The sequence below is a fragment of the Kitasatospora sp. NPDC088264 genome (assembly GCF_040685715.1).
Taxonomy (GTDB): domain Bacteria; phylum Actinomycetota; class Actinomycetes; order Streptomycetales; family Streptomycetaceae; genus Kitasatospora.
The window spans coordinates 17,701-42,734 of record NZ_JBFBIR010000030.1; the positions used below are offsets into that span (position 1 = coordinate 17,701).

Consider the following 25,034-nt stretch of genomic DNA (forward strand, 5'->3'; position numbering starts at 1 on the left):
GACATCTTCCCGCCACCGTGACGTTCAGCTCCAGCCACCGATCTACTCGTTCCCCACCCGAAACTCCGGACCCATTGAGCCCCGGTGATTCGCCGCTGGCACAGCGGATGCGGCACAGTGACGTCATGAGCGGCGACACCAGGAGTCACGAGAGCGCCGGGCGGGGCCCCGTGACCAGGCGCCGTCCGGTCCAGCAGCGCAGCCAGGAGCGGTACGGCCGGATCCTCGACGCCTGCGCCGGGCTGCTCGACGAGGTCGGCGCCACCGCGCTCACCACGAAGCAGGTCGCCCAGCGCGCCCAGGTGCCGATCGGCACCCTGTACCAGTTCTTCGCCGGCAAGGAGGACCTGCTGGCCGCCCTCGCCGGCCGCAACCTCGACCGCTACCTCCAGCGGCTCGACCACCGGCTGGCGACCGCCGCGCCCCTCGGCCCGGCCGGGTTCACCGACCTCGCGGTGGAGGAGTTCGTCGCGATGAAGCGCGCGGTGCCCGGATTCGGCCAGCTCGACTTCGGCCTCGCCAACGCGACCGCCCCCGCCGGGCTGCGGGACGACCGGCACCTGCTCGACCCGGGCGTGGACAACAACACCGCCGTCGCGCTGCGCCTCCAGGCGCTCGGCGGCGAGGTGTTCGCCACCGGCGACCCGGCGGCGCTCACCCTCGCCCTGCGGGTCGCCCTGGAGGCCGCCGACGCGGTGCTCAAGCTGGCCTTCCGCGGCGATCCGCAGGGCGATCCGGCGCTGATCGCCGAGTGCAAGCGGCTGGTCCGCGCCTACCTCGCGGAGCAGCCGCCCGTTGGCTGAGACCGGTCCCCGCCCGCCCCTCGGGTCCCGCCTCGCCCCCGTGTCCCGCCCGCCCGCGCCGTTGCGAGCCCGTCGCCGCAGCAGCACAGTGGAAAGCGGAACGGCCGCGGAGGCGGCCGCCACGACCCGAGGAGCAGACCATGCACGCAGCGGTAGGTGACCAGCTCCACATCCACAGCAGGTCGGTGGGCATGACGGACCAGAAGGGAGAGATCGTCGAGGTGCGCGGCGTCGACGGCGAACCGCCGTACATGGTCCGCTTCGAGGACGGCCACGAAGGTCTGATCTACCCCGGCCCCGACTGCGCCATCGAGCACCGCCCGGCGGACCGCTGACCGACTCCCCCGCCGCCCCGCACCCCACCCGGGCGGGGTGGTGAGCAGCGGCGCGAGCCCGGCGAGCGTTCCGGGCAGCGGGGCCGTGGGGGCAGCCGGCCCATCCGGGTGGCCGCGCGGCTCAGCGCAGCGGGAACACCTCGAACGGCGCCGCGAACCGCACCCCGAGCCGGCCGCCCGCTCCCCGCCCGGCACCCTCCAGGAACTCGCGTGCGTCCGCCATCTCACCGCCCAGCCCGCCCAGCCCGGCCAGGTACGCCTTGTGCTCCTCCAGCGAGGCCACGCCCAGGTCGAAGTGCTCGGTGGTGTCCACCGCGTGACCCGACTCCGGCGAGGCCGCCGCCCACACCTGCCGGACGCCGTTCCACGGCTCGTGACCCTCGGCCAGCAGCTCCCGGAACACCCACCGGTTACCGGCGTCCCGAGCCGCGTCCAGGGCGGCCCGCCCGACCGCGATGTGGTCGGCCTGGTTGGGGGCGGTCCCGCCGTACGTCTCCCGGAAGTTGCTGGTGATCACGATGTCCGGCCGGTGCCGGCGCACCGCCCGGGCGATGTCGCGGCGCAGCGGCAGCCCGTACTCCACCATCCCGTCCGGGTACCCGAGGAACTCGACCACGTCGACGCCGACCACCCGCGCCGAGGCGATCTGTTCCGCCTCCCGCAGCGGCCCGCACTCCTCGGGGTCCATCGAGTCGATCCCGGCCTCGCCGCTGGTGACCATCACGTAGACGACCTTCTTGCCCTGCGACGTCCACCGTGCGACGGCCGCGGCGGCGCCGTACTCCATGTCGTCCGGGTGCGCGACGACGGCCAGCGCGGTCCGCCAGTCCTCGTCGACGGGCTGGTAGGGCTCGACGGCCTGCTCACTCATGGTGCTCGTCCCTCTCGGCTCGGCTCACAGTCGCCTGGTCCTACGGTCGTTCCGCAGGCGACTCTAGAAGACCCCCACACCCACACCCCGTCGGACACCCTCCCGGGCCGGCGGGGTTGCCCCTGACGCACGGGTCAGGGGTTAGCGTCCGGGCACCCGCGGTGGATCGGCCGCCGCGTCGGTTCTGGAGGAGTGCTGCGATGACGCTGCCCACGACGGCCCGGGTCGTCCGGTTGGTCACCGAGCCGGGCGGGTTGCCCGGGCCCGGGGACTTCGCGGTGGTGGAGGAGCCGTTGCCGGCGCCGGGGACGGGCGAGGTGGTCGTCCGCAATCGGGCCTTCCTGGTCTTCCCGGGCCTGCGCACGCTGATCGGGGGCGAGCTCACGGGGGCGCCGTTGCCGGCGATCGGGCCCGGGGACGCGCTGTACGGGCCGGCCCTCGGGGAGGTGCTGGCCGCTCCGGCGGGCGGGCCCCTTCGGCCGGGCGACCTGGTCACCCACCTGCGGGGGTGGCGGGACCTCGTGGTCGCGGACGCCGCAGGGTTCACTCCGGTCGACCCGGGGTTCCCGGACCCGGTGGCGCTGCTCTCCCCCGGCACGGCCGGCTACGGCGGGCTGACCCGCTGCGCCGGGGTGCGCCCGGGGGACGTGGTGCTGGTGACCGGCGCGGCGGGCGCGGTCGGCACGCTGGCCGGGCAGGTCGCCCGGCTGCTGGGCGCCTCCCGGGTGATCGGCACCACCGGCTCCCCCGCCAAGGCGAAGCGGCTCACCGCCGAACTCGGCTACGACGCGGTACTGGTGCGCGGCGAGCGGCCGTTCGCCGCGCAGCTGGCCGAGGCCGCGCCGGAGGGCGTCGACGTGCTGCTGGACCTGGTCGGCGGGGAGCAGCTGACGGCCGCCGTCGACGCGGCCCGGCCGGGGGCCCGGTTCGCCCTGGTCGGCGCGCTGTCCGGGCAGTTGGCGCCGGAGCGGCGGGGCGGCAGTTCGCCGGCTCTCGTGGACAGCTTCCGGGTGATCATGCTGGGCCTGACCCTGCGCGGCTTCACCGGCGTGGACCAACCGGACCTGGAGGCCGAGTGGCGGCAGCGGTTCGGCGGCTGGCTGCGCACCGGCGAGATCGTCTTCCCGTCGACGCGGGTGGCGGGCATCGACCAGGCGCCGCAGGCGTTGCGGAGGTTGTTCGACGGGGACACCTTCGGGGCGACGATCGTCGACCTCGCATAGCACCGAGGAGGAACGGCCATGCGGATCGGGGACGCGGCGGCAGCGGCGGGCACCACGCCCAGGGCACTGCGCTTCTACGAGCAGCGGGGGCTGCTGCCGCCGCCGGCCCGGTCCGCCTCGGGCCAGCGCGAGTACGGGCCGATCGAGGTCGCCCGGGTGCGGGCGATCCGCCGGCTGCTGGCCGTCGGGCTGACCGTCGACGACCTGGCCAGCCGCCCGCACCGCCTGGACCTGCTCACCGAGGAGCCGCCGCGCCGCTGCTCGGACTCCCCCGGCCTGGAGACCTTCGCCCCCGTGGTCACCGCCCGGCTCGCCGCCCTGGACGCCGAGATCGCCCGGCTGACCGCCCTGCGCGAGCGCCTCGCCCGGCACGTCGCCGCCGGGGGCGCGGACCTGCCGGGCTGACCCGGTCCACCGTCCGGAACGCGGCTCGCCCGGAACGCCGCGACGGGGCAGGCGCGGCGTTCCGGGCGAGGTCTGCGGGGGGAGCTAGCTGGCGTCCGGGGCGAGTCGGCCGTCGAGGGGCTCGGGGTGGGGCTCGGGGCGGGGCTCCGGGGCGGGCCAGCCGATCCGGGTGGCGCAGAGCGAGACGACCGCGGCGGAGACGGCGACGGCGGCCATGCCCCACACCAGGCTGGTGGCGTCGGCGATGAAGCCGATCACGGCGGGCCCGGCGAGCAGCCCGGTGGTGCCCATCGCGGCGACCAGGGAGAGCGCGTCCGAGCCCTGGCGGGCCGCGGCGACGTAGACGCACGGGGTGACCGCCGCGACGCCGAGGCCGACGCAGGCGAAGCCGATCAGGGTCGGCACGACGCCGCCGACGAGCAGCGCGAGGGCCAGTCCGGCGCCGGCCAGCAGGCTGCCGGTCCGCACGATCCGGCCGTCGCCGAAGCGGGTGCGCCAGCCGTCCGCGAAGATCCGGGCGAGCACCATCATCACCGAGACGACGGCGATGCCCAGCGGGGCGAGCCCGGCACCGGCGTTCACGACGTCCTTGAGGTAGAGCGCGGACCAGTCGTTCATGGCGCCCTCGGTGACGGTGCCGAACACCATCGCCAGGCCCATCCAGAGGGTCGCCGCGGCCGGGAGGACGAAGCGGCGGCGGTCCTTCTTCGCGGCCGGTGCCTGCTCCTGGTCCGACCCGTCCTGCGCCGCGGCCGGCGCGTCGTCCGTGAGCAGTCCGGGCCGGGCGGCCACGACCAGCACCGCGAGCAGCGCGGCGGCGACCCCGAAGTGCACGGCGAGCGTGCCGGTGAAGGCGGTGACGCCGGAGGCGAGCAGCGCGGCGAGCAGCGAGCCGGCGCTGAAGGTGGCGTGCAGGCGGGACATGGTGGTCCGCGCGTAGCGGGCCTCCAGCGCCGCGCCCTGGGCGTTCATCGCGACGTTCAGGCAGCCCACGGCGACGCCGTCGCAGAACAGCACCAGCAGGGTGAGCGGGTAGTCGGGCACCACGGACAGGGCGACCAGGACGACGCCGAGGGCGAGCGCGGAGAGCACGGACAGCAGGCGGGAGCCGAACCGCCGCATCAGCACCGCGACCAGCGGGAAGGACACCGCGGCGCCGACCCCGCAGGTCATCAGCAGCAGGCCGATCTGGGCCTCGCCGAGGTCGAGCCTGGTCTTCAGCGCGGGGATCCGGGAGACCCAGGTCGCGTACTGGAATCCGAGCAGGAAGAACAGTGCGGCGATGGCCAGTTGGGACCGGCGGAAGTCGTCGCGAACGGGGGACATGTGCATCAGCCCACTTCGGCTCTGGGTGGGAACCCGGGGGACGGGTCGGTGGAGGAGGTCAACGCCTGGACGGCGGCCGGGACGGCGGCCGGGGCCTGGACGGCGACAGAAGCAGCGGCCGGGCCCAGCGGCATCGCCATGTAGAGCGCCTCGGGGCCGTAGCTCCCGGGCAGTCCGATCTCGGGGCGGGCGCGGTAGCCCAGTGGGGCCCACACCACCTGCGAGCCGCGGACGGCGACCAGGGACATGGTGCGGTAGCCGCGGGCCCGGGCGGTCTCCTCCAGGCCGCGCAGCATCCGGTGGGCCAGGCCGCGGCCGCGCAGCTCCTCGGCGACGACCAGGTCGTGGAGGTGCATGTTGGTCGCGCGGACCCCGCCGGCCTCGGCCCGGCTGAGGTCCGGGCACCGGAACAGCGGATAGGGCAGGGCCAGCAGGTAGCCGCCGAGGCCGTCGGCGTGCTCCAGGACGAAGCAGGTGTCGGGCGAGGCGCGGTGGCGGGAGCGCAGCGCCTCGCGGCCTTCGGACAGGCCGCTGGCAGCGTAGGCGCGCTCCTCCAGCGCGACGACGCCGTCCCAGTCGTCCTCCTGGAGCAGCCGGATGCGGAGGTCGGTCATCTGCCGGTGTCTCCGTCCGGGCCGCCGGTCCCGCCGATGCAGGTGTAGGGCAGCGGCTCGAAGCCGTTGAACCCCTGGGTGGTGTAGGCGGTGGCGTAGGCGCCGCAGGAAAGGATCCAGACCGGTTCGCCGGAGGCGATCGCGCGCGGGACGCGGACCAGGCCGTCCTCCTGGGCGTACGCGTCGTCGCTGTCGCAGGTCGGGCCGGCGACGACGGCGTTGACGAACTGGCCGCCGGGGTGGGTGGGGAATTCGAGCCGGTACTGGAGCTCGTCCATCTCGTACAGGCCGTTGAACTTGCCGCAGCTCAGGAAGAGCCAGTCCTCGCGGGTGCCGTCGAGCTGGTGCCGGGAGGAGAGCCGGGCGACGTGGGCGCGGATGGCGCCGTGGTCGGCGACCAGGTGCCGGCCGGGCTCCAGCAGGAACTCCAGCGGCGCGGCGTTGACGGTGCGCAGCCGGTCCATGCCCTCGCGGATGACCGCGAACATCTTGTCCAGCGGCGGGTCGAGCGGGCGGCCGTGCCGGTCCAGGACGCCGAGGGCGGGCAGGCCGCCGCCGAGGTTGATCCGCTGCGGGGTGATGCCGCGCCAGTTGAGCGCCTCCAGGACGGCGGCGAGCGAGTCCACGGCGGCGCCCCAGGCTTCGGCGGTCATCTGCTGGGAGCCGACGTGCACGGAGAGTCCGGACGGGGTGAGGCCGGCCGAGCGGGCGGCGTCCAGGACGCGCAGGGCGTCCTCGGGCGAGCAGCCGAACTTGCGGCTCAGGCCCCACAGGGCGCCGTCGCCCGAGGTGGCGACCCGGCAGAACACCCGGGAGCCGGGGGCATGTTCGGCGATGGCGGCGACGTCCTCCAGGCTGTCGGTGGCGAAGTCGCGCACGCCCAGTCGGTAGGCCTCGGCGATGTTGCGGTCGGACTTGATGGTGTTGCCGTAGTGGATGCGGTCGGGGCTCACCCCGGTGCGCAGGGCCTGGGCGATCTCCTGGGGGCTGGCCGCGTCGAAGCCGGAGCCGAGGGCGGCGAGGCGCCCGAGCACCTCGTCCACCGGGCAGGCCTTCATGGCGAACCGGACGGCGACGTCGGGCAGTTCGCCGATCAGGTCGGTGTACTGGCGCTCGATGCCGTCGAGGTCGTAGATGATCCGGTCGTCGGTGGCAGCGGCGAGGGCGGCGCGGATCGCCGTCCGGTCGTGCGCGGCCGGGTCGGGCGCGACGCCGGTGTGGGCGGTGGTGTGGTGCGCCGGGGCGCGGTGGGCGATGGTCTGACGTATCACGAATGGCTCCCGGTGCGGCTACCGCGGCAGCCGGTCGGCGGGCGTGGCCTTGCTCGCCCGCATGAGCGGGCCCCACGCGTCGATCAGCAGCGCGAAGTCCTCGATGTCCGCCTGCGCTTCGTCGAGCAGACGCGCCCGCTGGGGCGCCAGGTGGTCGGCGAACTCGGCGTACTTCCCGCCGAGTCGCCGGTAGCAGTGGTCCAGCGCGTCGAGCCGTCGGTGGTTCTCCGCGCGGTCCGTCGCGGCGCTGCGGCGGGCGGAGTCGGCGATGACGTCGGCGCGGATGTGGTTCGCCTCGTCGAGGAGGGCCCCGCCGGCCGCCTCCATCTCGGAGTAGACCGGGTACAGGTAGAGCATGGAGAGCAGGAACTTGGCGTAGCGCAGCTGGTAGGCGGTGAAGCCCGCGCCGGTACGCCGTTCCGGGGTGTAGTAGTTGACGATGTGCCGGTTGTGGACGACGCCGGGCAGGGTGGCGTCGCGGACGAGGTGCAGCAGGAAGTAGTCGCTGCCGATGGTGGCGGTGGCGGGCGGCAACGGGACGCGGTCGTAGACCTCGTGGTCGAGGGCGACGTTGCACATGTCGATCCGCCAGATGTCGGGCAGGTCGAGCACGGCGCGGTCGTGGCGGAACGGGTCGGTGCCGCCGCCGGTGAAGGAGTCGGCGACGAGTTCGCGGCGTTCCTGCTCGCTCGCGCCGGTGGGCGCCCAGAGCGCGACGACCTGGTGGTAGGCGTCCGGGTCGAGTTCGCGGATCTCGCCGATGTCGACGGAGAGTTCACCGACGAAGGAGCCGCCGACCAGGGCGACGGGCTTGTCGGTGTGCACCGGGTCGAGGGTGACCTCGGTGACGGCGGCGGCCGCGTCGGCCGCCTTGAGGCCGAGCGTGGCGAGCTCGTGCTCGATCGGGAACACCGGTTCGCCGTCGAGCAGTTGGTACGCGCTGTCGGAGTCGCGGCGGTGCACGGAGGCGCAGCCGAGCGCGCCGGCGAGCAGGAACGCCCGGTTGGTGCAGGCGCCGTAGGAGACGGCGTCGGGGATCATCAGGTCGAGCAGCTGGTCGCCGAGCGGCCCGTCCGGGCCGGCGGCGCCGGAGCGCTCGATCACGTCGCGCAGGAAGCCGCGTTGGGCGGCCTCGTCGAGGTGGTGGACGACCACCTCCCCGGCCCCGAACGCGGTGCCGGAAGCGGCACCGGACCCGACGGCGGGCAGCGCGGCGACGGCCTCGGCGTGCCGCCGGTAGGTGGCCGGGTCGGCGGAGTCCAGGATCAGCAGGTGCACCCGGACGCCGAACCGCCGTGCGGCGTAGGCGGCTTCGGCGCCGATCGCGGCGATGGTGGCCGCGCACTCGCGGTTGGTGGGCAGGGTCAGGCAGACGGCGCGCATGCCGGCTCCCCCGCGGACTCGGCGGGCTGCTGCGGGGCGGGCCGGTCGCCCGTGGAATCCGGGTCGTGCCAGGAGCGCAGTCCGAGCAGCCGCTCACCGAGTTCGGTGAGTTCGGCGGGCCCGTAGCGCAGCGACTCATGGCGGGTCGCGTCGCCGACCAGGGTGCGGTTCCAGTCCGGGGTGGCGAGGGTGCGCCAGGATTCCACCCGGGAGCGGCGCATCTGCGCGGCCTCCTCCAGCGCGGGCATCATCGACAGGTACTGCACGGCGCGGACGCCGTTCTCGGAGGTGTTGCGGGCGACGCCGTGGGCGAGCAGGCCGTTCCAGATCAGCAGGTCACCGGCCTTCAACTCGGGCCGCACCACCGGGAACTCGGTGCGGTCGACGTCCGGGCGGATCGGGTCGCGGTCGGCGGCCTGGGCGGCCTGCCACTCGTTGAAGCGGCGGAACAGCTCCGGGTCGCACTGGAAGCCGCCGTGGTCGGGCCGGGTGTCGTCGAGCGCGATGATGCCCTGGACGCGCTGGGGCAGCATGCCCTGGGTGGTGTCGACGTCCCAGTGCAGTTCGATGTCGAAGCCCCGGTCGGTGGGCTCGATCAGCGCGCGGTCGCGGTTGCGGATGTTCGGTGGGTTGAGGTTGAGCCGGTCGAGGGTGACCCAGAGCTCCTCGCAGTCCCAGACGTCGACGAAGGCGTCGTAGACCCGCCGGGCCTGTCTGCTGTCCCAGATCAGCTGGTGGTGGTAGGCCTCGACGAAGCCGTAGATGTGCAGTTCCCGGTCGAGTTCGTCGCGGTAGTCGCGTTCGCGGTACCAGTCCTCGGGGCGGTCGGGCGAGAGGCCCTGGAAGTCCCAGGCGAAGTCGAGCAGGCGCCGTGCGGCCTCGGCCGGGATGGCCTCCTTGACCACGATGTAGCCGTAGGTCTGCCAGAACGCGAAGTCCTCCTCGGAGAGCACCCGCAGTGGGCGCTCCTTGCGGACCTCGCGCAGCGCCGTGCGCGCGAGGTAGCTCTCCCCGTCCTCGCTGAAGTAGGGGCGCGCCGAGGCGGCTCGGTGCAGATATCCGTCAGGGCTCGGCATGGGCAGTCACTCCATGGTTCGTAGTCGACGCAGCGCTTCCTGGACGCACAGTGCGGGCACGGCGAGCCGACGGCCCGTCACCGGCCGTGCGTGGAATTCAGCCCGTGGACCGCATGCCGTCCGCATACGCTCCGCCTCGCCCGGGCCCCGACCGTGCAAGGTTCCGCCACGTCAGGGGGCCAACTCGTCCGTCCGGCACGGCCTCTCACCCTGCCTCAGCCCCGGCCGAACCGCGCCCCTCATACGTTGGACTAGACCAACTAATGGTGTCAACCCTCGACGGCTGGTTACCAATAGGGAAATCCGCGCAGTTCAGATGACCCCTCGGGGTTCGCTTTATGTTTCGGAGAGTGACATAAGCCGGAGTATGTTTCGGGAATTGACATACCCGGACGTGAACCGAAACGAGTTCCCCAGCGTTGCGCCCCGTCCTTCGCGCCGTACGTTGGGCCTATGGCACACCGCCCCGCCGCCACCCGGCTCACCCCGCCCGGCTGGCTGACCGCGAGCCTGCGCCCCAAGGCCGCGCCGGTCCCCTGGGCCGCCGCCGCCCGGGCCTCGGTGGCGCTGGCCGCGCCGCTCGCGGTCGGCACGGCCACCGACCGGCCCGGGTACGGCGCGCTGGTGTCGATGGGTGCGCTGTCCGGGGTCATCGGGGACACCGCGGACGCCTACCGGATGCGGGTGTTCAACATCGCCGTGCCGCAGCTCTTCGGCGCCCTCGGGATCCTGCTCGGCACCCTGGTGTACGGTGCGGGCTGGACGGCCGTCGCCGTACTGACCACCGTCGCCCTGGTCTCCGGCATGATCTCCTCGATCGGCGCGGTCGCCTCGGTGTCCGGACTGCTCCTGCTGCTCAACGCGGTGGTCGGCGCCGGACTGCCGCTGCCCTCCCCCTGGTGGCTGCCGCCCGGACTGCTGCTGCTCGGCGGCCTGTTGGTGCTCGGCCTCACCCTGCTCGCCTGGCCGCTGCGCGGCGGCGCGCCGGAGCGCTTCGCCGTGGCCGGCACCTACCGGTCGGTCGCCGACTTCCTGGAGGCCGCCGGCACCCCCGGAGCCGACGACGCGCGGCAGGCGCTCACCCAGTCGCTGAACCAGTCCTACGATCTGCTGCTCGCCCGGCGGGCCCGCCGGCACGGCCGCTCCCCCACCCTGGTCCGGCTGCTCGCCCAGCTCAACGCTGCCATCCCGGTGGTGGAGGCCGCCTCGGCGGCACAGCTGCGCCCGCGCGAGTACGGTCCGCTGCCGCCCGCCTACCCGGCGGCGGTGCGCGAGCTGGCCGCGGCCGTCGAGCGGGGCCGCGTCGGGTCGACCCCGCCGCCCGGACTGCCCGATCCGGCCGGACCGTCCACCCGCGCCCTGGTCGCCGCGATCGGCCACGCCCGGGCCGTCGCGCACGAGCCCGCACCCGACCCGTACGCCGGCGACGACCCGCTCGGCCGGCCCGCCGCACTGCAGGTCCGCGCCCGCCGGGCCGCCCACGCGCTGCTGCTGTCCCGGGCGTCCTGGCGGTACGGGCTGCGGCTGGCGCTGTGCATCGGCCTCGCCCAGATCCTGGTGTCGGTGATCGCGGTGCCCCGCTCGTACTGGGTGTCGCTGACCGTCACCTTCGTGCTGAAGCCCGACTTCGGCTCGGTGTTCTCCCGGGCGGTGCTGCGCGCGCTCGGCACCGCCGCCGGGCTGCTGATCGCCATTCCGGTGCTGGCCGAGGTGCCGCACGGCTGGTGGGACGTGCCGGTGATGGCGGCGCTGGCAACCCTGATCCCGGTGCTGTCGGCGAAGGGGTACGCGTTCCAGACCGCGGCGATCACCCCGGTGATCCTGCTGCTCTCCGACCTGCTCAACCACCGGGGCTTCCACCTGGTGCTGCCCCGGCTGTACGACTCGCTGATCGGCTGCGGCATCGCGCTGCTGACCGGCTACCTGCTGTGGCCGGATTCCTGGCACACCCGGATCGGGGAGCGGCTGGCCGACGCCGTCGCGGACACCGCCGCGTACGTCTCGCTGGCCTTCACCACCGCGCCCGGGGCCGACCAGCCGGCCCGCGCCCGGTACCGGCGGCGGCTCTACCGGGACCTGTCCGCCGTGCGCAGCGAGTTCCAGCGGGCGCTCACCGAACCGCCACCGGTCGGGGCCCGGGCCGAGGCCTGGTGGCCGCTGGTGATCGCGGTCGAGCGGATCGTGGACACCACGACCGCCACCCGGGTCCGGGTCGAGCACGGCGCTCCGGCGCCGTCCCCGGCCGAGGTCGGCGCCGTCGTCCGGGAGCTGGGCGACCTGGCCGGGGCGCTGCGCGGCGGCGGGCCGCTGCCCGAGGCCGGGCCGGACGCCCTCCCGCCCGACTGCGCGCTGGGCCGGCTGCACCGCGAGGTGCAGGCGGCGCGGGCGGTGGTGCCCGTCTGAGGGCCGGGCCGGCCGGGGGCCGGGTCAGTCCTGGAGCGCCCGCCCTGGCGTCCGCCCCGCGAAGGCCCGGTCAGTCCTGGATCCGCCGCCAGGGCCGGTCCGCCTCCAGTTCGAAGGCCAGCTCCAGCAGCAGCCGCTCCTGCCCGTGCGCGGCCGAGATGTGCACACCGATCGGCAGGCCGCTCGGCGCGGCGCCGGTGGGCAGGGCGATGCCGGGGCCGCCGGTCACGTTGTTGACCGGGGTGAAGGCCACGTAGCGCTGGAGGCGCTCGATCAGCTCGTCGAAGGCCACGTTCGGGCTGAGGTGGCCGATCGGCGGGGCGGCGTGCGCGAGGACCGGCGAGAGGATCACGTCGTGGGTGCGGAAGAGGCCCGCGTACGCGGCTTCGGCGCCGCGCAGTCGGCGCAGCACGGCCGGGGTGTGCAGGAACTCCCGCTGGTAGAGCCTGCGCAGCCCGGTGGTCAGGCCGTCGAGCCGGTTGATCCGGAAGCTGCGGTCCAGCATCAGCCGGCCGCTGACCGCGATGGCGAAGGCGATGTAGCCCCAGTAGAGGACGAAGTCGCGGGAGAACTCCTCGCCGAACGGCAGGGTGGTCTCCTCGACGTGGTGGCCCAGTGCCTCCAGCCGGGCGGCGGTCTGCTCGACGGCGGTGCGGGTGGGTCCGTCGGTGGTGGCGAGCGGCGAGTCCACGACCAGTCCGATCCGCAGCCGGCGCTGCCCCGGGCCTTCGACCAGGCCGAGCAGGGGCAGCGCGGGGTTGCGGTGGTGGCGCTCGGCGGCGGCGTAGAAGGCGGCGGTGTCGCGGACGGAGCGGGTGAGCACGCCGTCGGTGACGAGGTCGATCGGCAGCTTGCCGCCCTGGGCGTTGGTGACCAGGCGGCCCCGGGTGGGCTTGAGTCCGACCAGTCCGCAGCAGGCGGCCGGTATCCGGATCGATCCGCCGCCGTCGTTGGCGTGCGCGATCGGCACCACTCCGGCGGCGACCAGCGCCGCCGAGCCGCCGGAGGAGGCGCCGGCCGAGTGCGAGGGCTTCCACGGGTTGCGCACCGGCTGGGCGGTGGCGAACTCGGTGGAGGCGTTGAGGCCGAACTCGGGCAGCCGGGTCTTGCCGAGGACGGCCAGGCCGGTGGCGAGGAACTGGTCGGTGAAGCGGGAGTTGCGCCGGGCCGGGCGGGCCTGGAAGGCCTCGCTGCCCATGCCGGTCGGCAGGCCGCGCAGGTCGACGTTGTCCTTGAGGAAGGTGGGGACGCCGTACAGCGGGCCGTCGGTGCCGTCCGGGCCGAGCCGGGGCCGGTCGTAGGACGGGTGGGCGACGGGGGTGAGCGTCCGGTCGACCCGGGCGGCGCGGGCGGCGGCGGCCGCGGCCAGTTCGGCGGGGGCCACCTCGCCGGCGCGGACGAGGGCGGCCAGGGCCACGGCGTCGTGCGCGCCGAGGGCGTCGTCGGTGAACCCGTGGGCCCGCTCGTCGGTCATCCGAACTCCCCAATCCCTACTGACCGGTAGTCGCGCAAGAGTTCGCAGTGTAGGCGCGGGGCCGCGCCGAGGGATACCCCACCCCCGGCTCCCGCCGCCGAACCCTGACGGCGCACGGGCGTTCGGCATGCGCCCCCGTGTTCACCCCACCCGCCGGTCGGAGATCGTTTCGCCGACGGCCCCGGGGAAAGGCCGGATCACGAACCGATCCGGTCCACCCCCCACCCCAAGGTGACGCCCGTGCCCACCCAGTACACCTCGGCCACCGCCCCCGGCGCCCTCCCCCTGCTCGGCCACGCCCCCGCCTTCGTCCGCCGGCCACTGGAGTTCGTCGCCGGCCTGCCCGCCCACGGCGACCTCGTCCGGCTGCGGCTCGGCCCGCTGGACGCGTACGTCGCCTGCCACCCCGAGCTGGTCCGCCAACTGCTCACCGAGGACCGCACCTACGACAAGGGCGGGCTCGTCCTCGACAAGGCCCGCGAGGTCTTCGGCGACGGCCTGGCCACCTGCCCGGCCGCGGCGCACCGGCGCCAACGCCGCATGCTGCAACCCGCGTTCCACCGCGACCGACTGCCCGGCTACGCCGCGATGATGGCCGAGGAGATCGCCGGCACCACCGCCTCCTGGAGCGACGGCGACGTGGTCGACGTCCCCGCCGCGATGTACCGCCTCACCACTGCGGTGACCGCCCGCTGCCTGTTCGCCGCCCACGAGCGGGCCGGCGCGCTGCCCGTCCACGACAGCATGGACGTCATCACCCGCGGCGTCGGCCGGCGCGTCATGATGCCGCTGCCCGGCGCCGACCGCATCCCCACCCCGGGCAACCGCCGCTTCCGCCGCGCCCGGCAGGACCTGAAGGAGGTCACCTGGCGGCTGATCGCCGACTACCGCGCCGCCGGCACCGACCACGACGACCTGCTGTCCATGCTGCTCAGCGCCCGCGACGAGGACGGGCGGGGGCTCACCGACGCCGAGATCCACGACCAGGTGGTCACCTTCCTGCTCGCCGGCATGGAGACCACCGCCGCCACCCTCTCCTGGGCCTGGACCCTGCTCGCCGCCCACCCGGCCATCCGCGACCGCCTGCACGCCGAGCTGGACACCGTGCTCGACGGCCGCCCCGCCCGCCACGAGGACCTGCCCGCCCTGCCGCTCACCGCCCGGGTGGTCACCGAGACGCTGCGGCTCTACCCGCCGGTGTGGATCCTCAGCCGCGTCGTCGCCGCCGACGCCGAACTCGGCGGCCACCGCGTCCCGGCCGGCGCGACCATCCTGTTCAGCCCGTACCTGCTGCACCGCCGCGCCGACGTCTTCGCCTGCCCCGCCCGCTTCGACCCCGACCGCTGGCTCACCAACACCCGCCCCTCCCCCGGCACCTACGCCCCCTTCGGCCTCGGCCCCCGCCGCTGCATCGGCGACGTGTTCGGCACCACCGAGGCCGCCCTCGCCATCGCCACCATCGCGGCCCGCTGGACCGTCACCCCCACCCCCGGCCGCCCGGTCCGCCCGACCCGCAGCTCCTCGCTGTCCCCCCGCCCCTTCACGGCCACCCTCGCCCGCCGGCCGTGGTGACCGGGGCTCCCGCCCCGCGCGGGCGGCGGACGGGAGCCTTTCCTGACGATGCGTCACATGGTGCGCGGCGGGCGGGGGACGCCCTGCCAGCGGTAGAGCATGGAGTCCCACGTGTAGGTGTAGGCGAAGGTGACGTCGAAGCTGGTGGTCCGCTCCAGGTGCGGCTGCCCGGGGGTCTCCGGGTCGAGCCAGGTGGTCGCGCCGTAGACGGACGCCCGCGGGTACACGCAGATCGTCCAGCGGAACCAGCCCGAGGAGAGCTGGACGTCCTGGGACGGCACGTTGCCGCCCGGCGTGCCGAAGCTCCAGGCGTACGTGCCGGCGTCCAGGAACAGCCGCCGCTCGACGCATTGCTGCGCCGGCGTCACCGGGGCCGGCAGCGGCACCAACTGCCCGTAGCCCTGGAGGAATTCACGTTCGGTCGCGGCGGATGCCGTACCGGCCGTCGGCCCGGCCACCAGGGCGAGCAGGACGGCCGTCAGGGCCGGGATCCAGGAGAGTCTGCGCAGCATGCGTTCCTCCGGCCGGACGGCGGTCCGGCGAGCGTGGACGGAAGTGGTCTACGCCAATTTTGCCGGGCCGGGTGCGGCCGTTCCCATCCCAGACCTCTGGGGTGGCCGCCGGGTCAGTCTTCGCTGCGCCGGTCGGCCGCCAGGGTGGTGAGCAGCCGCTCGATGGCCTCCAACCGTCGGTGCAGGTCCTCGACGTCGCCGCGGGTGGCGCTCTGCTCGGCGGGCTTGAGGCTGATCACCAGCTGGCCGTCGGGCTCCAGCCGCCCGACCGCGACGTCGCGGATGGTGTCGCCGTTCTGGACGCGGACGGCGTGCTCGATCTCGGACGCGCGCAGCGCCAGCCCGCGCAGCGCGCCCGGGACGAGCTTGCCGTCGCGCACCACGGTGGTCGGGGTGCCCTCCAACAGCCGGGCGGCACGCGGGTCGTGGGCCAGCCAGCGGGTGACGGCGGCGTTCACCGCGATCAGGGTGACCGCGCCGATGGCGCCGCCGAGCAGGCTGTTGTCATTGCCGATGATCGCGTTCTGCACCACGTTGGACAGCAGGAAGATGACCACCATGTCGAAGGTGTTCAGGCCCGCCAGCCCGCGCTTTCCCGCGATCCGGAACAGGATCAGGATCAGGGCGTAGACCGCGATCGTGCGGAGGATCTTCTCCACGATCGGAATCTGGACGATCACCAGGTCGTGCCACATGGCCCCGCTCCTTCAACCCCTCGGCCGGACGGGGCGGGCAGCGCCCGGGCCCGACGGTACGCGCCCCGCCGGGCCCCGGCCAGCACCCGGACGAACCCGGGCTTCCGACTAGGAGCGGCGCTTCGGCTTGCCGCGCTTGGCGGCGGCCGCACCCCGGCCGCCCGCCGCGGGCTTCGGCCGGCCCTTCTGCTGGCCGCCCTTGTGCTGACCCGCCTTCTGCTGGCCGGACTTCTGCGGCTGGGACTTGCGCGGCGCCGCGGCCTTCTGGGGCTCGGCCGCCGGCTGGGCGCCGCGCCCGCGCGAGCTGTTGACCGTGCGGCCCCGGACGATGCCGATGAACTCCTCGACCAGGTCCGTCGTGCGCTCCTCCAGCCAGGCGAGCGCCACCTGGGACTGCGGCGCCTCGGCGACCGGCCGGAAGGTGAGGTCCTTGCGGTGGTGCAGCCGGGCCAGCGACTGCGGCACCAGCAGCACGCCGACGTTGGCCGCGACCAGCTCGACGGCGTCGGCGGTGCTCGCCGGGCGCTCGATCGCCGGGCGGCCGGGCAGCCCGCCCGGCCAGCCGAGGGTGTCGTCGAGCGGGTGGAACACCACCTCCTCCGCGAGGTCGCCGAGCGCGACCTCCTCGGCGGCCGCGAGCCAGTGGTCCTTGGGGAAGACCACGACGGTGGTCTCGGCGTAGAGCGGGATCGCGCTGAGCACGTCCCGGTCGACGGGCAGCCGGACGAGCCCGGCGTCCGCGGTGCCCTCGCGCAGGGTCGCCTCGCCGTCCCCGGCCGGGACGGCGAGGAGGTCGAGCGGCACGTCCGGGAGCCGCTCGGACCACACCCGGACCCATTTGCCGGGGGTCACGCCCGGGACGTACGCGAGCCGGAAGGACGGGTTCACCTGCATGTCTGTCACAGGGCAAGGCTACCGACCGTGACCGGGAGCGCCCGCTCACTCCCTTACCCTTGTCACCATGACATCGCTCAAGCAGAAGACCAGCCAGACCATGAAGCCGGCCACCGCCGCCAAGAAGCTGGGGATCTACCTCGACGCGGCGCCGACCGGCTTCCAGGAGGGTGTGGTCTCCCGCGAGGAGCTCAACGCGCTTCAGGCCGACCCGCCGCAGTGGCTCCAGGAGCTGCGCCAGAACGGCCCGCACCCTCGCCCGGTGGTCGCCGCCAAGCTCGGCGTCTCCATCGCCGGCCTGGCCCGCGGCGGCGTGACCGAGGCGCTCACCACCGAGCAGATCGAGGCCGTCAAGGCCGAGAACCCGCTCTGGCTGCAGCACGAGCGCGCCAACCAGGTGGACGTCCGCAAGGAGGCCGCCCGGATCAAGGAGAAGCAGGAGAAGGACGCCGCGGCGCTTGCCGTCAAGGCCACCAAGGCCGCCAAGGCCGGCTGACCCGCGCGCTCCGGCCGCCGGCCGGGCCCGATTGTCAGACCCCTGCGCAAGGCTGGTGCCGACGTCCGTTCCACGGGCGTCGGCACAGTCGTCGGCGGACATGCGGACAGGGAGCTTGCGGATGGCACAGACAGCAGGGGCAACAGGGGCGGCGGGAGTGCTGGACGGTCGGATCGCCCTGGTCGCGGGGGCGACCCGAGGAGCCGGGCGGGGCATCGCGGTGGAGCTGGGCGCCGCCGGGGCGACGGTGTACGTGACCGGGCGCAGCACCCGCGAGAAGCGCTCGGAGTACGACCGGCCGGAGACCATCGAGGACACCGCGGACCTGGTCACCGCGGCCGGCGGCCGGGGCATCGCGGTGCCGACCGACCACCTGGTCCCGTCCCAGGTGGCCGCCCTGGTGCAGCGGATCGACGCCGAGCAGGGCCGGCTGGACGTCCTGGTGAACGACATCTGGGGCGGCGAGAACCTGTTCGGCTGGAACGTCCCGGTCTGGGAGCACGACCTGGACGACGGCCTGCGGCTGCTCCGCCTCGCGGTGGAGACGCACGCCGTCACCAGCCACCACGCCCTCCCGCTGCTGCTGCGCCGCCCGGGCGGCCTGGTCGTCGAGATGACCGACGGCACCGCCGAGTACAACCGCGACACCTACCGCAACTCGTTCTTCTACGACCTCGCCAAGGCCTCCGTGCTGCGGATGGCCTTCGCTCTCGGCCACGAGCTGGGTCCGCGCGGCGCCACCGCCCTGGCGCTCACGCCCGGCTGGATGCGCTCGGAGATCATGCTGGGCCACTTCGGCGTCACCGAGGAGAACTGGCGCGACGCCGTGGCCCGGGAGCCGCACTTCGGCATCTCCGAGAGCCCGTACTTCGTCGGCCGGGCGGTCGCCGCCCTCGCCGCCGACCCCGAGGTCTCCCGCTGGAACGGCGGGTCGGTGTCCAGCGGGCAGCTGGCCCTGGAGTACGGCTTCACCGACCGCGACGGCAGCCGGCCGGACTGCTGGCGCTACCTGGTCGAGGTGCAGGACGCGGGCAAGCCGGCCGCGCCGGAGGGCTACCGCTGACGGGGCGTCGGCGGCGGCGCCACCGGGCGCCGGGGAGAACCGCTTTCCCCGCGCCGCGTATTGACCGCGCCGCCGCCGACTCCGAATAATCGGCGCCACCGGGGCGCCCAGGCAACCCTCGTCACTCTGACCACACCGGACCGGGGAGCGCGCATGACCGACCAACCGCACCACGACCGACCCGCCGCGCTCACCGCCCCCACCGCACTCGCCGCCCTGGCCGAGGAGTACTTCGCCGCCGAGAACGCCCACGCCCCGTTCGACGCGACGCTGAGCGGGGTCGAGGGCTACGCCCACGAGGTGCCCGACCCGTCCCGCGCGTCCGCGCTGCGCCACCGGGACGCGCTGGCGGGCTTCGGGGCGCGACTGGCCGCGATCCCGGTGGACGCGCTGGCCGGCGAGGACCTGGTCACCCACCGCGTGCTCGGGCGGCTGATCGACAACGGCACCGGCCGGATCACCCACGGGCTGGGCGACTTCAGCATCTCGGCGACCATCACCGCACCGCAGAACGAGGCCTTCACCTCGCTCGCCATGACCTCCGTCGACCAGGAGGGCGCCGACGCGTACCTGGAGCGGCTGGCCGGCCTGCCGGGCTACTTCGACGCCGCCCTGCAGCTCCACCTGGACGCTGCGGCCGAGGGCCGCACGCCACTGCGCAGCGGCGTCGACGCCGCCCTCGACCAGCTCGACGCGTACCTGGTCACCGGCCCGGACGACGACCAGCTGCTGCGCGCGCTGCACGGCCGCCCGGAGTTCGACCGGGGCCAGGTGATCGTCCGCGACGGCGTGCGCCCGGCCGTGGCCCGCTACCGGGCCGGCCTGGCCCAGCGGCTGGCCGCGGACGCCCGGCCGGACGACCGGGCCGGGGTCTGTCACGTGCCCGGCGGCACCGAGGGCTACGCCGACGCCGTCACGCGCTACACCCGGCCCGGGCTCACCCCGGAGGAGGTCCACCGGATCGGCCTGGACACCCTGGCGCAGCTGCGCGCGGAGTTCGCCGAGCTGGGCGGCAAGGTGCTCGGCATCACCGGCCCCGACGCCGTGCTGGCCGCGCTGCGGGAGGACCGCGCGCTGCGCTTCGACAGCGCCGAGGAGATCATCACCCTGGTCGACGAGGCGCTGGAGCGCGCCCGCCGCGCCTCGGCCGACTACTTCCGGGCCTACCCGATCGCCGACTGCGTGACCCGGGAGATCGACCCGATCGAGGCGGAGACCGGGCCACTGGCCTACTACCAGCCGCCGGGCCCGGGCGGCCTGCCCGGCACCCACTGGATCAACACGCTGCGCCCGCAGACCAGGTTCAGGTACGAGTACGAGGCGATCGCCTTCCACGAGAGCGTGCCCGGGCACCACCTGCAGATCGCCGTCGCCCAGACGCTGCACCACCTGCCGGAGTTCCGGCGCCGGCCGAGCGGCCAGCTGACCGCCCACGTCGAGGGCTGGGGCCTGTACACCGAGCGGCTCGCGGACGAGATGGGGCTGTACAGCTCGGACCTCTCCCGCTTCGGCATGCTGTCGCTCGACGCGCTGCGGGCCGTGCGCCTGGTCGTGGACACCGGGCTGCACCACTACGGCTGGTCCCGGGAGCGGGCGATCGCCTTCATGCGGGACAACACGGCCACCACCGAGGCCAACGTCCGCAACGAGATCGACCGCTACCTCGCCTGGCCGGGCCAGGCGACCGCGTACCTGATCGGCCGCCGGGAGATCGTCCGGCACCGCGAGCGCGCGCAGGCGTCGCTGGGCGCCCGGTTCGACATCCGGGAGTTCCACCACCAGCTGATCGGGCACGGCAGCCTGCCGCTGGGAGTGCTGGACACGCTGGTCACGGACTGGATCGCGACGCAGTAGGGCCCGTCGACGCAGTGGGGCCCACCGCTGCGGGGCCGGGTTCAGCCCCGCAGCGGCACCGCGGTCAGAAGCCGACCACCCGGAGGGACGAGCCGTCGCCCTTGGGCCCGACCAGGTACACCTCGGCCACCTCGTAGCCGGTCAGGGTCACCGCACCGGCGAACTTCCGCTGGACGGCGTCGTAGCCGAGAACCCGGCCGTCTCGGCTGCCCAGGCGCACGGCCCAGGGACCGTACTGGTCAACGATTCCGCACGCCCTGAGCGGTCCTCCCGCGCCCGGACGTGCCGTCACCCCTTCGGCCCCTCCAGGCGGTAGTGTCCGCTGGCGCGGCAACCGGCAGGTCCGTCGGCCCGCCCCGCGCCCCACCGCCCCGATCTGGAGGAACCCGTGCCGGCTCCCGCCCGCGCCGCCCTGGCCATAGCCGTGGCCGCCCTGCTCGCCGCAGCCTCAGGCTGCTCGTCCGGCGGCGGCCACACTGCCCGGCCGGCCGGACACGGCCCGGCCTCTTCCGCCACCGACGCCCCGCCCGCAGCCGACGCCGCAGCCGCCGGAGCGCCGCCCGCCCCGGCGGCGATCGTCACCGGCGCCGGCCCGAAGAGCTCCTACGACGTCCAGCCGCAGCCCGCGCCGGGCAGCTGCACGTACCGCTACACCGCGGACAAGCAGCCGCTGCCCGACCCGAAGTGCACCCCGGGCGCGATCAGCCCGGCGGTCAACCAGGGCAACATCAACGACACCATCTGCAAGCCGGGCGGCTACACCTCGACGATCCGCCCGCCGGCGAACATCACCGGCAAGGAGAAGGCCGAGAACGCCAAGTCCTACGGCTACACCGGCCCGATGGGCGACGCCGAGTACGACCACCTGATCAGCCTGCAACTCGGCGGCGACCCCAACGACCCGCGCAACCTGTGGGTGCAGCCGCCCTCCCCCGGCCATGTCCCGGGCAAGGGCCCCAACAACCCCAAGGACTCGGTGGAGACGCACCTGCACACCGCGATCTGCAAGGGCCAGGCCACCCTCGCCGCCGCCCAGCAGGCCATCGCCACCGACTGGACCACAGCCGAGGCCAAGCTCGGCATCAAGTCCGGCGGCTCCCCCACCGCGGCCGCCGACACCGACGGGGACTGACCGCCCGCCCCTGGGGCCCGTCTCGGCGACGTCGGCGGGGGTGCCGGCACGGCCCACCAGGGTGTCCGCGACCTCCCCGGCGTGAACTCCTCACCCCAACCGGCGCCGACCCGTCCGTGCGTCAGTCCGTCTCGGCGACGTAGTAGGCGCGCATCAGCTCGGCCGACCAGGCGGGCTGACGGACCTCTCCGCGCGGGCCGAACTCGGCCAGGTAGGGCTTGATGTCGAGCACCGGCGTGCCGGCCACCGCGTCCAGCCCGGTCACGTGCAGGTCCAGGCCCTGCACCCGGACCAGTCGGCAGCGCGAGACGCCGAGCCGGTTGGGGCGGTTCTTGCCGCGCTGGGCGAAGATGCCGACCAGCGGCCAGTCCGGGTTGCCGCGCGGGCGCCGGGCACCGGTCTCCACCCTGTCGGCCGGCACCCGGTCGAAGTGGTACACGATCTCCAGGTGCGAGAAGTCCGCCAGCCCGTACAGCGCCTCCTCACCGAACTGCGCGCCGTCCACCCGGATCACCGCCCCGACGCTCCCCCAGCCGTCGTCCCGGACTTCCTCCCGACCGCCGACCACCCATGCCACCGGACGCGATGTCACCTCGTCCACGCCGTCCCCCTTCGATGTCGAAGCCTGTTCCCCGTACGTAACCACGCCCCCGCCCGGGTCGTCACCGGGGCTGCCGACGGTGGTGTCCCCACCCGGCCTGAAGACACGCCCTACGCCGGGGTGGCGGGCGGGCGGCGCTTGTGCTCGGTGCGGCGGTAGTGGCCGAGGACGGTGCGGAAGACCTCCTCGCTCACCGGCCGCTCCTCCAGGAAGTCGTCCAGGGCCTCGTAGGGGACGCCGAGGGCGTCCTCGTCTGGGCGGCCGGGGGCGAGGGTCTCCAGGTCGGCGGTGGGAGTCTTGTGGACGAGGTCCGCCGGAGCCCCCAAGGCCTCGGCCAGGGAGCGGACCTGACGCTTCGTCAGTCCATCCAGGGGCATCACGTCGGCGGCGCCGTCACCGTACTTGGTGAAGAAGCCGACGGCCGCCTCGGCGGCGTGGTCGGTGCCGACGACCAGGCCGCCGGTGGCGCCCGCGACGGCGTACTGGGCCACCATCCGCTGGCGGGCCTTGACGTTGCCGCGGACGAAGTCCTCGTGGGAGCGGTCGGCGAAGGTGAGGCCGGCGGACGCCAGCGCGTCGAGGGCGGCGTCGGTCGCGGGCCTGATGTCGACGGTCAGGGTCCGGTCCGGCTGGATGAAGTCGAGTGCGCGGCGGGCGTCCGCCTCGTCCGCCTGGGTGCCGTAGGGCAGCCGCATGGCGCAGAACTCGGCCTGGTGTCCGGCGGCGCGCAGCCGGTCGACGGCGAGCTGGCAGAGCCGCCCGGCGGTGGTGGAGTCGACGCCGCCGCTGATGCCGAGCACCAGCGTGCGGGCGCCGGCCGCCCGGAGCTGGTCGGCGAGGAAGTCGGCCCGGCGCTCGGCCTCCTGCTCGGGGCTCGGGACGGGGGCCACCCGTAGGGTGCGGGCGATCTCCCGCTGGAGGTCGGCGGACAGGGTTTCGGTCATATCGACTCCCGGGTGAAGGTGACACGGTGGGTGCCCGCCCTGGACGCTACCAGCGGGTTCGACGCGTTCGACGAGGTGGTGGCGGTGCTGCGGCGGGCCGGGGCGAGCGCCTACGCGGGGTGCCGCAGGATGTCGAGGACGACGGCGCCGTCGACGGTCTCCTGGGCGACCAGCAGGGCGGCCAGTTCGTCGAGGTGGTGGCGGTGTTCGCGGAGCAGGTCGACGGCGCGGCGTTCGGCGCGGCGCAGCAGGCGGGCCACCGCCTCGTCGACGGCGCGCTGGGTCTGCTCGGAGTACGGGCGGCGGAACAGGTCCTCGGGGCCGTCGCCGAGGTAGTTCGGGGAGCCGCTGGAGTAGCCGACCGGGCCGAGTTCCGGGGAGAGGCCGAATTCGCGGACCATCCGGGTGGCGACGCCGGTGGCGTGGGCGAGGTCGTTGGCGGCGCCGGTGGAGCCCTCGCCGAAGACCACCAGCTCGGCTGCCCGCCCGCCGAGCTGGACGGTGATCAGGTCGATCAGGTAGCCCTCGGTGTACAGGTGGCGTTCCGCTTCGGGGAGTTGTTCGGTCGCGCCGAGGGAGACGCCGGCCGGGAGGATGGTCACCTTGGCGACGGGGTCGGCGTGTTCGCACAGCGCGGCGGTCAGGGCGTGCCCGGACTCGTGGACGGCGACGGCGTGGCGCTCCTCGGGCAGCAGCGCGTTGGAGGAGTCCCGGCGGCCGAGCAGGACGCGGTCGCGGGCGGTGTCGAGGTCGTCGGCGGTGAGGGTGGCGCGGTCGGCGCGGACGGCGTTGATGGCGGCCTCGTTGACCAGGTTGGCGAGGTCGGCGCCGGAGAAGCCGGGTGTGCCGCGGGCGATGCGGTTCAGGTCGGCATCGGGGGCGAGGGTCTTGCCGCGGACGTGGACGGCGAGGATCGCGGCCCGTTCCGCCTGGTTGGGCAGCGGGACGGTGACCTGGCGGTCGAACCGGCCGGGGCGCAGCAGGGCCGGGTCGAGGGCGTCCGGGCGGTTGGTGGCGGCGATGACGACGATGCCGGTGGTCGGGTCGAAGCCGTCCATCTCGGAGAGCAGCTGGTTGAGGGTCTGTTCGCGCTCGTCGTTGCCGCCGAGCCGGGTGCCGCCCGCGCGGCGCCCGCCGACGGCGTCGATCTCGTCGATGAAGATGATGGACGGCGCGCGTTTGCGGGCCTCGTCGAAGAGGTCGCGGACGCGGGAGGCGCCGACGCCGACGAACATCTCGACGAAGCCGGAGCCGGTCACGGAGAGGAAGGGCACCTCGGCCTCTCCGGCGACGGCCCGGGCGAGCAGGGTCTTTCCGGTGCCGGGCGGGCCGACCATGATCACCCCGCGCGGTCCCTTGGCGCCGGCGGCGGCGTAGCGTTCGGGGCTGCGCAGGAAGTCGACCACCTCGCTGACCTCCTGCTTGACGCCCTCGTACCCGGCGACGTCGGCGAAGCGGGTGGCGGGCCGCTCGGCCTCGATGATCTTGGCGCGGGAGCGCCCGATGGCGCTCAGGCCGCCGCCGAGCGAGCGAGCGGCCATCCGGCCGGACCACAGGAACAGCCCGCCGAAGAGCAGCAGCGGCAGGAACAGCAGCAGCGTGGACCAGATCGAGCTGCCGCCGCTGCGGCTGGCGGTGACGTCGACGTGCTGACCGGCCAGCTCGCCGCTGAGCTGGGAGGTGTCCAGGGCGGTCGGGATCTGGCTGGTGAAGTGCGTGCCGTCCTTGAGGGTGCCGGTGACCCCGCCGGTGTCGGTGATGTCCACGGTCTTCACCTGCCCGGCGCCGACCCGGTTGAGGAAGTCGGTGTAGCCGTAGCTGGCGCCGGTCGAGCCGGAGCGCGAGAACAGGATGAGCAGCAGCAGGGTCACCAGGACGGCGACGGGCAGCAGCCAGCGGCGCATCGCGGGCGCGGGCGGCTTGGGCGGCGGAGGGCCGCCGGGGGTGCGGGGCCGCTCGGGGCCCCTGCCCGGGGGCGGCGGGGTCGCGGGGTGGCGGGCGGCGCGCAGCCGGATTCGGGTGATCATCCACGCTCACCGCCTCTCCGCCGCCGGGCCCTCCTCTCCATGGTGGGGGGAGAAGGGCCC

The 25,034-nt window shown here is 74.4% G+C and carries 24 protein-coding genes; 10 read left to right on the forward strand and 14 right to left on the reverse strand.

The annotated features are described in order from the left end of the window. The first annotated feature begins 125 nt into the window (after positions 1-125). Both AB0O82_RS22775 and AB0O82_RS22780 read left to right on the forward strand, forming a co-directional pair. Positions 126-803 (forward strand): TetR/AcrR family transcriptional regulator, encoded by a 678-nt coding sequence (locus AB0O82_RS22775; RefSeq protein WP_363585779.1) that lies wholly within the window; start codon positions 126-128, stop codon positions 801-803. Positions 804-943: 140 nt separating this feature from the next. After that, the gene (locus AB0O82_RS22780) at positions 944-1,138 is read left to right on the forward strand and encodes a DUF1918 domain-containing protein (RefSeq protein ID WP_363585780.1); all 195 of its coding nucleotides are present in this window, start codon (positions 944-946) and stop codon (positions 1,136-1,138) included. A gap of 121 nt (positions 1,139-1,259) precedes the next feature. On the opposite strand, the gene AB0O82_RS22785 is transcribed toward AB0O82_RS22780, so the two are convergent. Beyond that, a complete protein-coding gene (locus AB0O82_RS22785; RefSeq protein ID WP_363585781.1) occupies positions 1,260-2,009 on the reverse strand; it encodes a PIG-L family deacetylase in 750 nt (249 codons plus the stop codon). Positions 2,010-2,209: 200 nt separating this feature from the next. Here AB0O82_RS22785 and AB0O82_RS22790 point away from each other — a divergent pair, with 200 nt between their 5' ends. Further along, positions 2,210-3,232 (forward strand): NADP-dependent oxidoreductase, encoded by a 1,023-nt coding sequence (locus tag AB0O82_RS22790; RefSeq protein ID WP_363585782.1) that lies wholly within the window; start codon positions 2,210-2,212, stop codon positions 3,230-3,232. A gap of 18 nt (positions 3,233-3,250) precedes the next feature. Next, positions 3,251-3,637, forward strand: coding sequence for a MerR family transcriptional regulator (locus AB0O82_RS22795; protein WP_363585783.1), 387 nt, complete (start codon positions 3,251-3,253; stop codon positions 3,635-3,637). Positions 3,638-3,721: 84 nt separating this feature from the next. Here the strand turns inward: AB0O82_RS22795 and AB0O82_RS22800 are convergent, their stop codons facing one another. The 5 genes from AB0O82_RS22800 to AB0O82_RS22820 form a co-directional block, all read right to left on the reverse strand. Beyond that, positions 3,722-4,963: an MFS transporter gene (locus tag AB0O82_RS22800; RefSeq protein ID WP_363585784.1), complete on the reverse strand. Its 1,242-nt coding sequence runs from the start codon at positions 4,961-4,963 to the stop codon at positions 3,722-3,724. A 5-nt stretch (positions 4,964-4,968) separates the two neighbouring features. Next, the gene (locus AB0O82_RS22805; RefSeq protein ID WP_363585785.1) at positions 4,969-5,577 is read right to left on the reverse strand and encodes a GNAT family N-acetyltransferase; all 609 of its coding nucleotides are present in this window, start codon (positions 5,575-5,577) and stop codon (positions 4,969-4,971) included. After that, complete coding sequence (locus tag AB0O82_RS22810; protein WP_363585846.1) at positions 5,574-6,752, reverse strand: type III PLP-dependent enzyme; 1,179 nt, start codon at positions 6,750-6,752, stop codon at positions 5,574-5,576. Before AB0O82_RS22810 ends, AB0O82_RS22805 begins: the two co-directional genes overlap by 4 nt. Positions 6,753-6,866: 114 nt before the next feature. Next, complete coding sequence (locus tag AB0O82_RS22815; RefSeq protein ID WP_363585786.1) at positions 6,867-8,231, reverse strand: DUF6271 family protein; 1,365 nt, start codon at positions 8,229-8,231, stop codon at positions 6,867-6,869. Next, positions 8,213-9,307 carry a YbiU family protein gene (locus AB0O82_RS22820; RefSeq protein WP_363585787.1) on the reverse strand — a complete coding sequence of 365 codons (1,095 nt, stop codon included), beginning with the start codon at positions 9,305-9,307 and terminating at the stop codon, positions 8,213-8,215. Before AB0O82_RS22820 ends, AB0O82_RS22815 begins: the two co-directional genes overlap by 19 nt. Positions 9,308-9,760: 453 nt before the next feature. Here AB0O82_RS22820 and AB0O82_RS22825 point away from each other — a divergent pair, with 453 nt between their 5' ends. Then, positions 9,761-11,710, forward strand: a complete 1,950-nt coding sequence (locus AB0O82_RS22825; protein WP_363585788.1) for an FUSC family protein — start codon at positions 9,761-9,763, stop codon at positions 11,708-11,710. A 70-nt stretch (positions 11,711-11,780) separates the two neighbouring features. Here the strand turns inward: AB0O82_RS22825 and AB0O82_RS22830 are convergent, their stop codons facing one another. Then, positions 11,781-13,184, reverse strand: coding sequence for an amidase (locus tag AB0O82_RS22830; protein ID WP_363585789.1), 1,404 nt, complete (start codon positions 13,182-13,184; stop codon positions 11,781-11,783). A gap of 240 nt (positions 13,185-13,424) precedes the next feature. Between AB0O82_RS22830 and AB0O82_RS22835 the strand changes: the two genes are divergently transcribed. Next, positions 13,425-14,756, forward strand: a complete 1,332-nt coding sequence (locus tag AB0O82_RS22835; RefSeq protein ID WP_363585790.1) for a cytochrome P450 — start codon at positions 13,425-13,427, stop codon at positions 14,754-14,756. A gap of 53 nt (positions 14,757-14,809) precedes the next feature. Here AB0O82_RS22835 and AB0O82_RS22840 read toward each other — a convergent pair whose 3' ends face one another. From AB0O82_RS22840 to AB0O82_RS22850, 3 genes are all read right to left on the reverse strand, one after another. Then, positions 14,810-15,268: a hypothetical protein gene (locus AB0O82_RS22840; protein WP_363585791.1), complete on the reverse strand. Its 459-nt coding sequence runs from the start codon at positions 15,266-15,268 to the stop codon at positions 14,810-14,812. 113 nt (positions 15,269-15,381) lie between these two features. Next, the gene (locus tag AB0O82_RS22845; RefSeq protein WP_363585792.1) at positions 15,382-15,963 is read right to left on the reverse strand and encodes a YetF domain-containing protein; all 582 of its coding nucleotides are present in this window, start codon (positions 15,961-15,963) and stop codon (positions 15,382-15,384) included. A 108-nt stretch (positions 15,964-16,071) separates the two neighbouring features. Then, positions 16,072-16,866, reverse strand: a complete 795-nt coding sequence (locus AB0O82_RS22850) for a LysR family substrate-binding domain-containing protein (protein ID WP_363585793.1) — start codon at positions 16,864-16,866, stop codon at positions 16,072-16,074. 58 nt (positions 16,867-16,924) lie between these two features. Here AB0O82_RS22850 and AB0O82_RS22855 point away from each other — a divergent pair, with 58 nt between their 5' ends. The 3 genes from AB0O82_RS22855 (at position 16,925) to AB0O82_RS22865 (ending at position 20,270) form a co-directional block, all read left to right on the forward strand. After that, on the forward strand, positions 16,925-17,353 hold the full coding sequence (locus AB0O82_RS22855; protein ID WP_363585794.1) for a DUF5997 family protein: 429 nt from the start codon (positions 16,925-16,927) through the stop codon (positions 17,351-17,353). 121 nt (positions 17,354-17,474) lie between these two features. Beyond that, complete coding sequence (locus tag AB0O82_RS22860; protein WP_363585795.1) at positions 17,475-18,416, forward strand: SDR family oxidoreductase; 942 nt, start codon at positions 17,475-17,477, stop codon at positions 18,414-18,416. Between the two features lie 153 nt (positions 18,417-18,569). Beyond that, complete coding sequence (locus AB0O82_RS22865; RefSeq protein ID WP_363585796.1) at positions 18,570-20,270, forward strand: DUF885 domain-containing protein; 1,701 nt, start codon at positions 18,570-18,572, stop codon at positions 20,268-20,270. Between the two features lie 64 nt (positions 20,271-20,334). Here the strand turns inward: AB0O82_RS22865 and AB0O82_RS22870 are convergent, their stop codons facing one another. Next, the gene (locus tag AB0O82_RS22870; protein WP_363585797.1) at positions 20,335-20,490 is read right to left on the reverse strand and encodes a hypothetical protein; all 156 of its coding nucleotides are present in this window, start codon (positions 20,488-20,490) and stop codon (positions 20,335-20,337) included. 168 nt (positions 20,491-20,658) lie between these two features. Here AB0O82_RS22870 and AB0O82_RS22875 point away from each other — a divergent pair, with 168 nt between their 5' ends. Then, positions 20,659-21,402, forward strand: coding sequence for a hypothetical protein (locus tag AB0O82_RS22875; protein WP_363585798.1), 744 nt, complete (start codon positions 20,659-20,661; stop codon positions 21,400-21,402). Between the two features lie 121 nt (positions 21,403-21,523). Here the strand turns inward: AB0O82_RS22875 and AB0O82_RS22880 are convergent, their stop codons facing one another. The 3 genes from AB0O82_RS22880 to ftsH all read right to left on the reverse strand — a co-directional run bounded on the left by AB0O82_RS22880 (position 21,524) and on the right by ftsH (position 24,974). After that, the gene (locus AB0O82_RS22880; protein WP_363585847.1) at positions 21,524-21,994 is read right to left on the reverse strand and encodes an SAM-dependent methyltransferase; all 471 of its coding nucleotides are present in this window, start codon (positions 21,992-21,994) and stop codon (positions 21,524-21,526) included. 119 nt (positions 21,995-22,113) lie between these two features. Then, the gene (nadE, locus tag AB0O82_RS22885) at positions 22,114-22,947 is read right to left on the reverse strand and encodes an ammonia-dependent NAD(+) synthetase (RefSeq protein WP_363585799.1); all 834 of its coding nucleotides are present in this window, start codon (positions 22,945-22,947) and stop codon (positions 22,114-22,116) included. Positions 22,948-23,057: 110 nt separating this feature from the next. Beyond that, positions 23,058-24,974, reverse strand: a complete 1,917-nt coding sequence (gene ftsH, locus AB0O82_RS22890) for an ATP-dependent zinc metalloprotease FtsH (RefSeq protein ID WP_363585800.1) — start codon at positions 24,972-24,974, stop codon at positions 23,058-23,060. Between the last annotated feature and the right edge of the window lie 60 nt (positions 24,975-25,034).

What these genes read in the sequence shown, in the direction of transcription:
- AB0O82_RS22775 (WP_363585779.1), top strand. Translation starts at nt 126, where the DNA reads ATGAGCGGCGACACCAGGAGTCACGAGAGCGCCGGGCGGGGCCCCGTG.
- AB0O82_RS22780 (WP_363585780.1), top strand. Translation starts at nt 944, where the DNA reads ATGCACGCAGCGGTAGGTGACCAGCTCCACATCCACAGCAGGTCGGTG.
- AB0O82_RS22785 (WP_363585781.1), bottom strand. Translation starts at nt 2,009, where the DNA reads ATGAGTGAGCAGGCCGTCGAGCCCTACCAGCCCGTCGACGAGGACTGG.
- AB0O82_RS22790 (WP_363585782.1), top strand. Translation starts at nt 2,210, where the DNA reads ATGACGCTGCCCACGACGGCCCGGGTCGTCCGGTTGGTCACCGAGCCG.
- AB0O82_RS22795 (WP_363585783.1), top strand. Translation starts at nt 3,251, where the DNA reads ATGCGGATCGGGGACGCGGCGGCAGCGGCGGGCACCACGCCCAGGGCA.
- AB0O82_RS22800 (WP_363585784.1), bottom strand. Translation starts at nt 4,963, where the DNA reads ATGTCCCCCGTTCGCGACGACTTCCGCCGGTCCCAACTGGCCATCGCC.
- AB0O82_RS22805 (WP_363585785.1), bottom strand. Translation starts at nt 5,577, where the DNA reads ATGACCGACCTCCGCATCCGGCTGCTCCAGGAGGACGACTGGGACGGC.
- AB0O82_RS22815 (WP_363585786.1), bottom strand. Translation starts at nt 8,231, where the DNA reads ATGCGCGCCGTCTGCCTGACCCTGCCCACCAACCGCGAGTGCGCGGCC.
- AB0O82_RS22820 (WP_363585787.1), bottom strand. Translation starts at nt 9,307, where the DNA reads ATGCCGAGCCCTGACGGATATCTGCACCGAGCCGCCTCGGCGCGCCCC.
- AB0O82_RS22825 (WP_363585788.1), top strand. Translation starts at nt 9,761, where the DNA reads ATGGCACACCGCCCCGCCGCCACCCGGCTCACCCCGCCCGGCTGGCTG.
- AB0O82_RS22830 (WP_363585789.1), bottom strand. Translation starts at nt 13,184, where the DNA reads ATGACCGACGAGCGGGCCCACGGGTTCACCGACGACGCCCTCGGCGCG.
- AB0O82_RS22840 (WP_363585791.1), bottom strand. Translation starts at nt 15,268, where the DNA reads ATGCTGCGCAGACTCTCCTGGATCCCGGCCCTGACGGCCGTCCTGCTC.
- AB0O82_RS22845 (WP_363585792.1), bottom strand. Translation starts at nt 15,963, where the DNA reads ATGTGGCACGACCTGGTGATCGTCCAGATTCCGATCGTGGAGAAGATC.
- AB0O82_RS22855 (WP_363585794.1), top strand. Translation starts at nt 16,925, where the DNA reads ATGACATCGCTCAAGCAGAAGACCAGCCAGACCATGAAGCCGGCCACC.
- AB0O82_RS22860 (WP_363585795.1), top strand. Translation starts at nt 17,475, where the DNA reads ATGGCACAGACAGCAGGGGCAACAGGGGCGGCGGGAGTGCTGGACGGT.
- AB0O82_RS22865 (WP_363585796.1), top strand. Translation starts at nt 18,570, where the DNA reads ATGACCGACCAACCGCACCACGACCGACCCGCCGCGCTCACCGCCCCC.
- nadE (WP_363585799.1), bottom strand. Translation starts at nt 22,947, where the DNA reads ATGACCGAAACCCTGTCCGCCGACCTCCAGCGGGAGATCGCCCGCACC.
- ftsH (WP_363585800.1), bottom strand. Translation starts at nt 24,974, where the DNA reads ATGATCACCCGAATCCGGCTGCGCGCCGCCCGCCACCCCGCGACCCCG.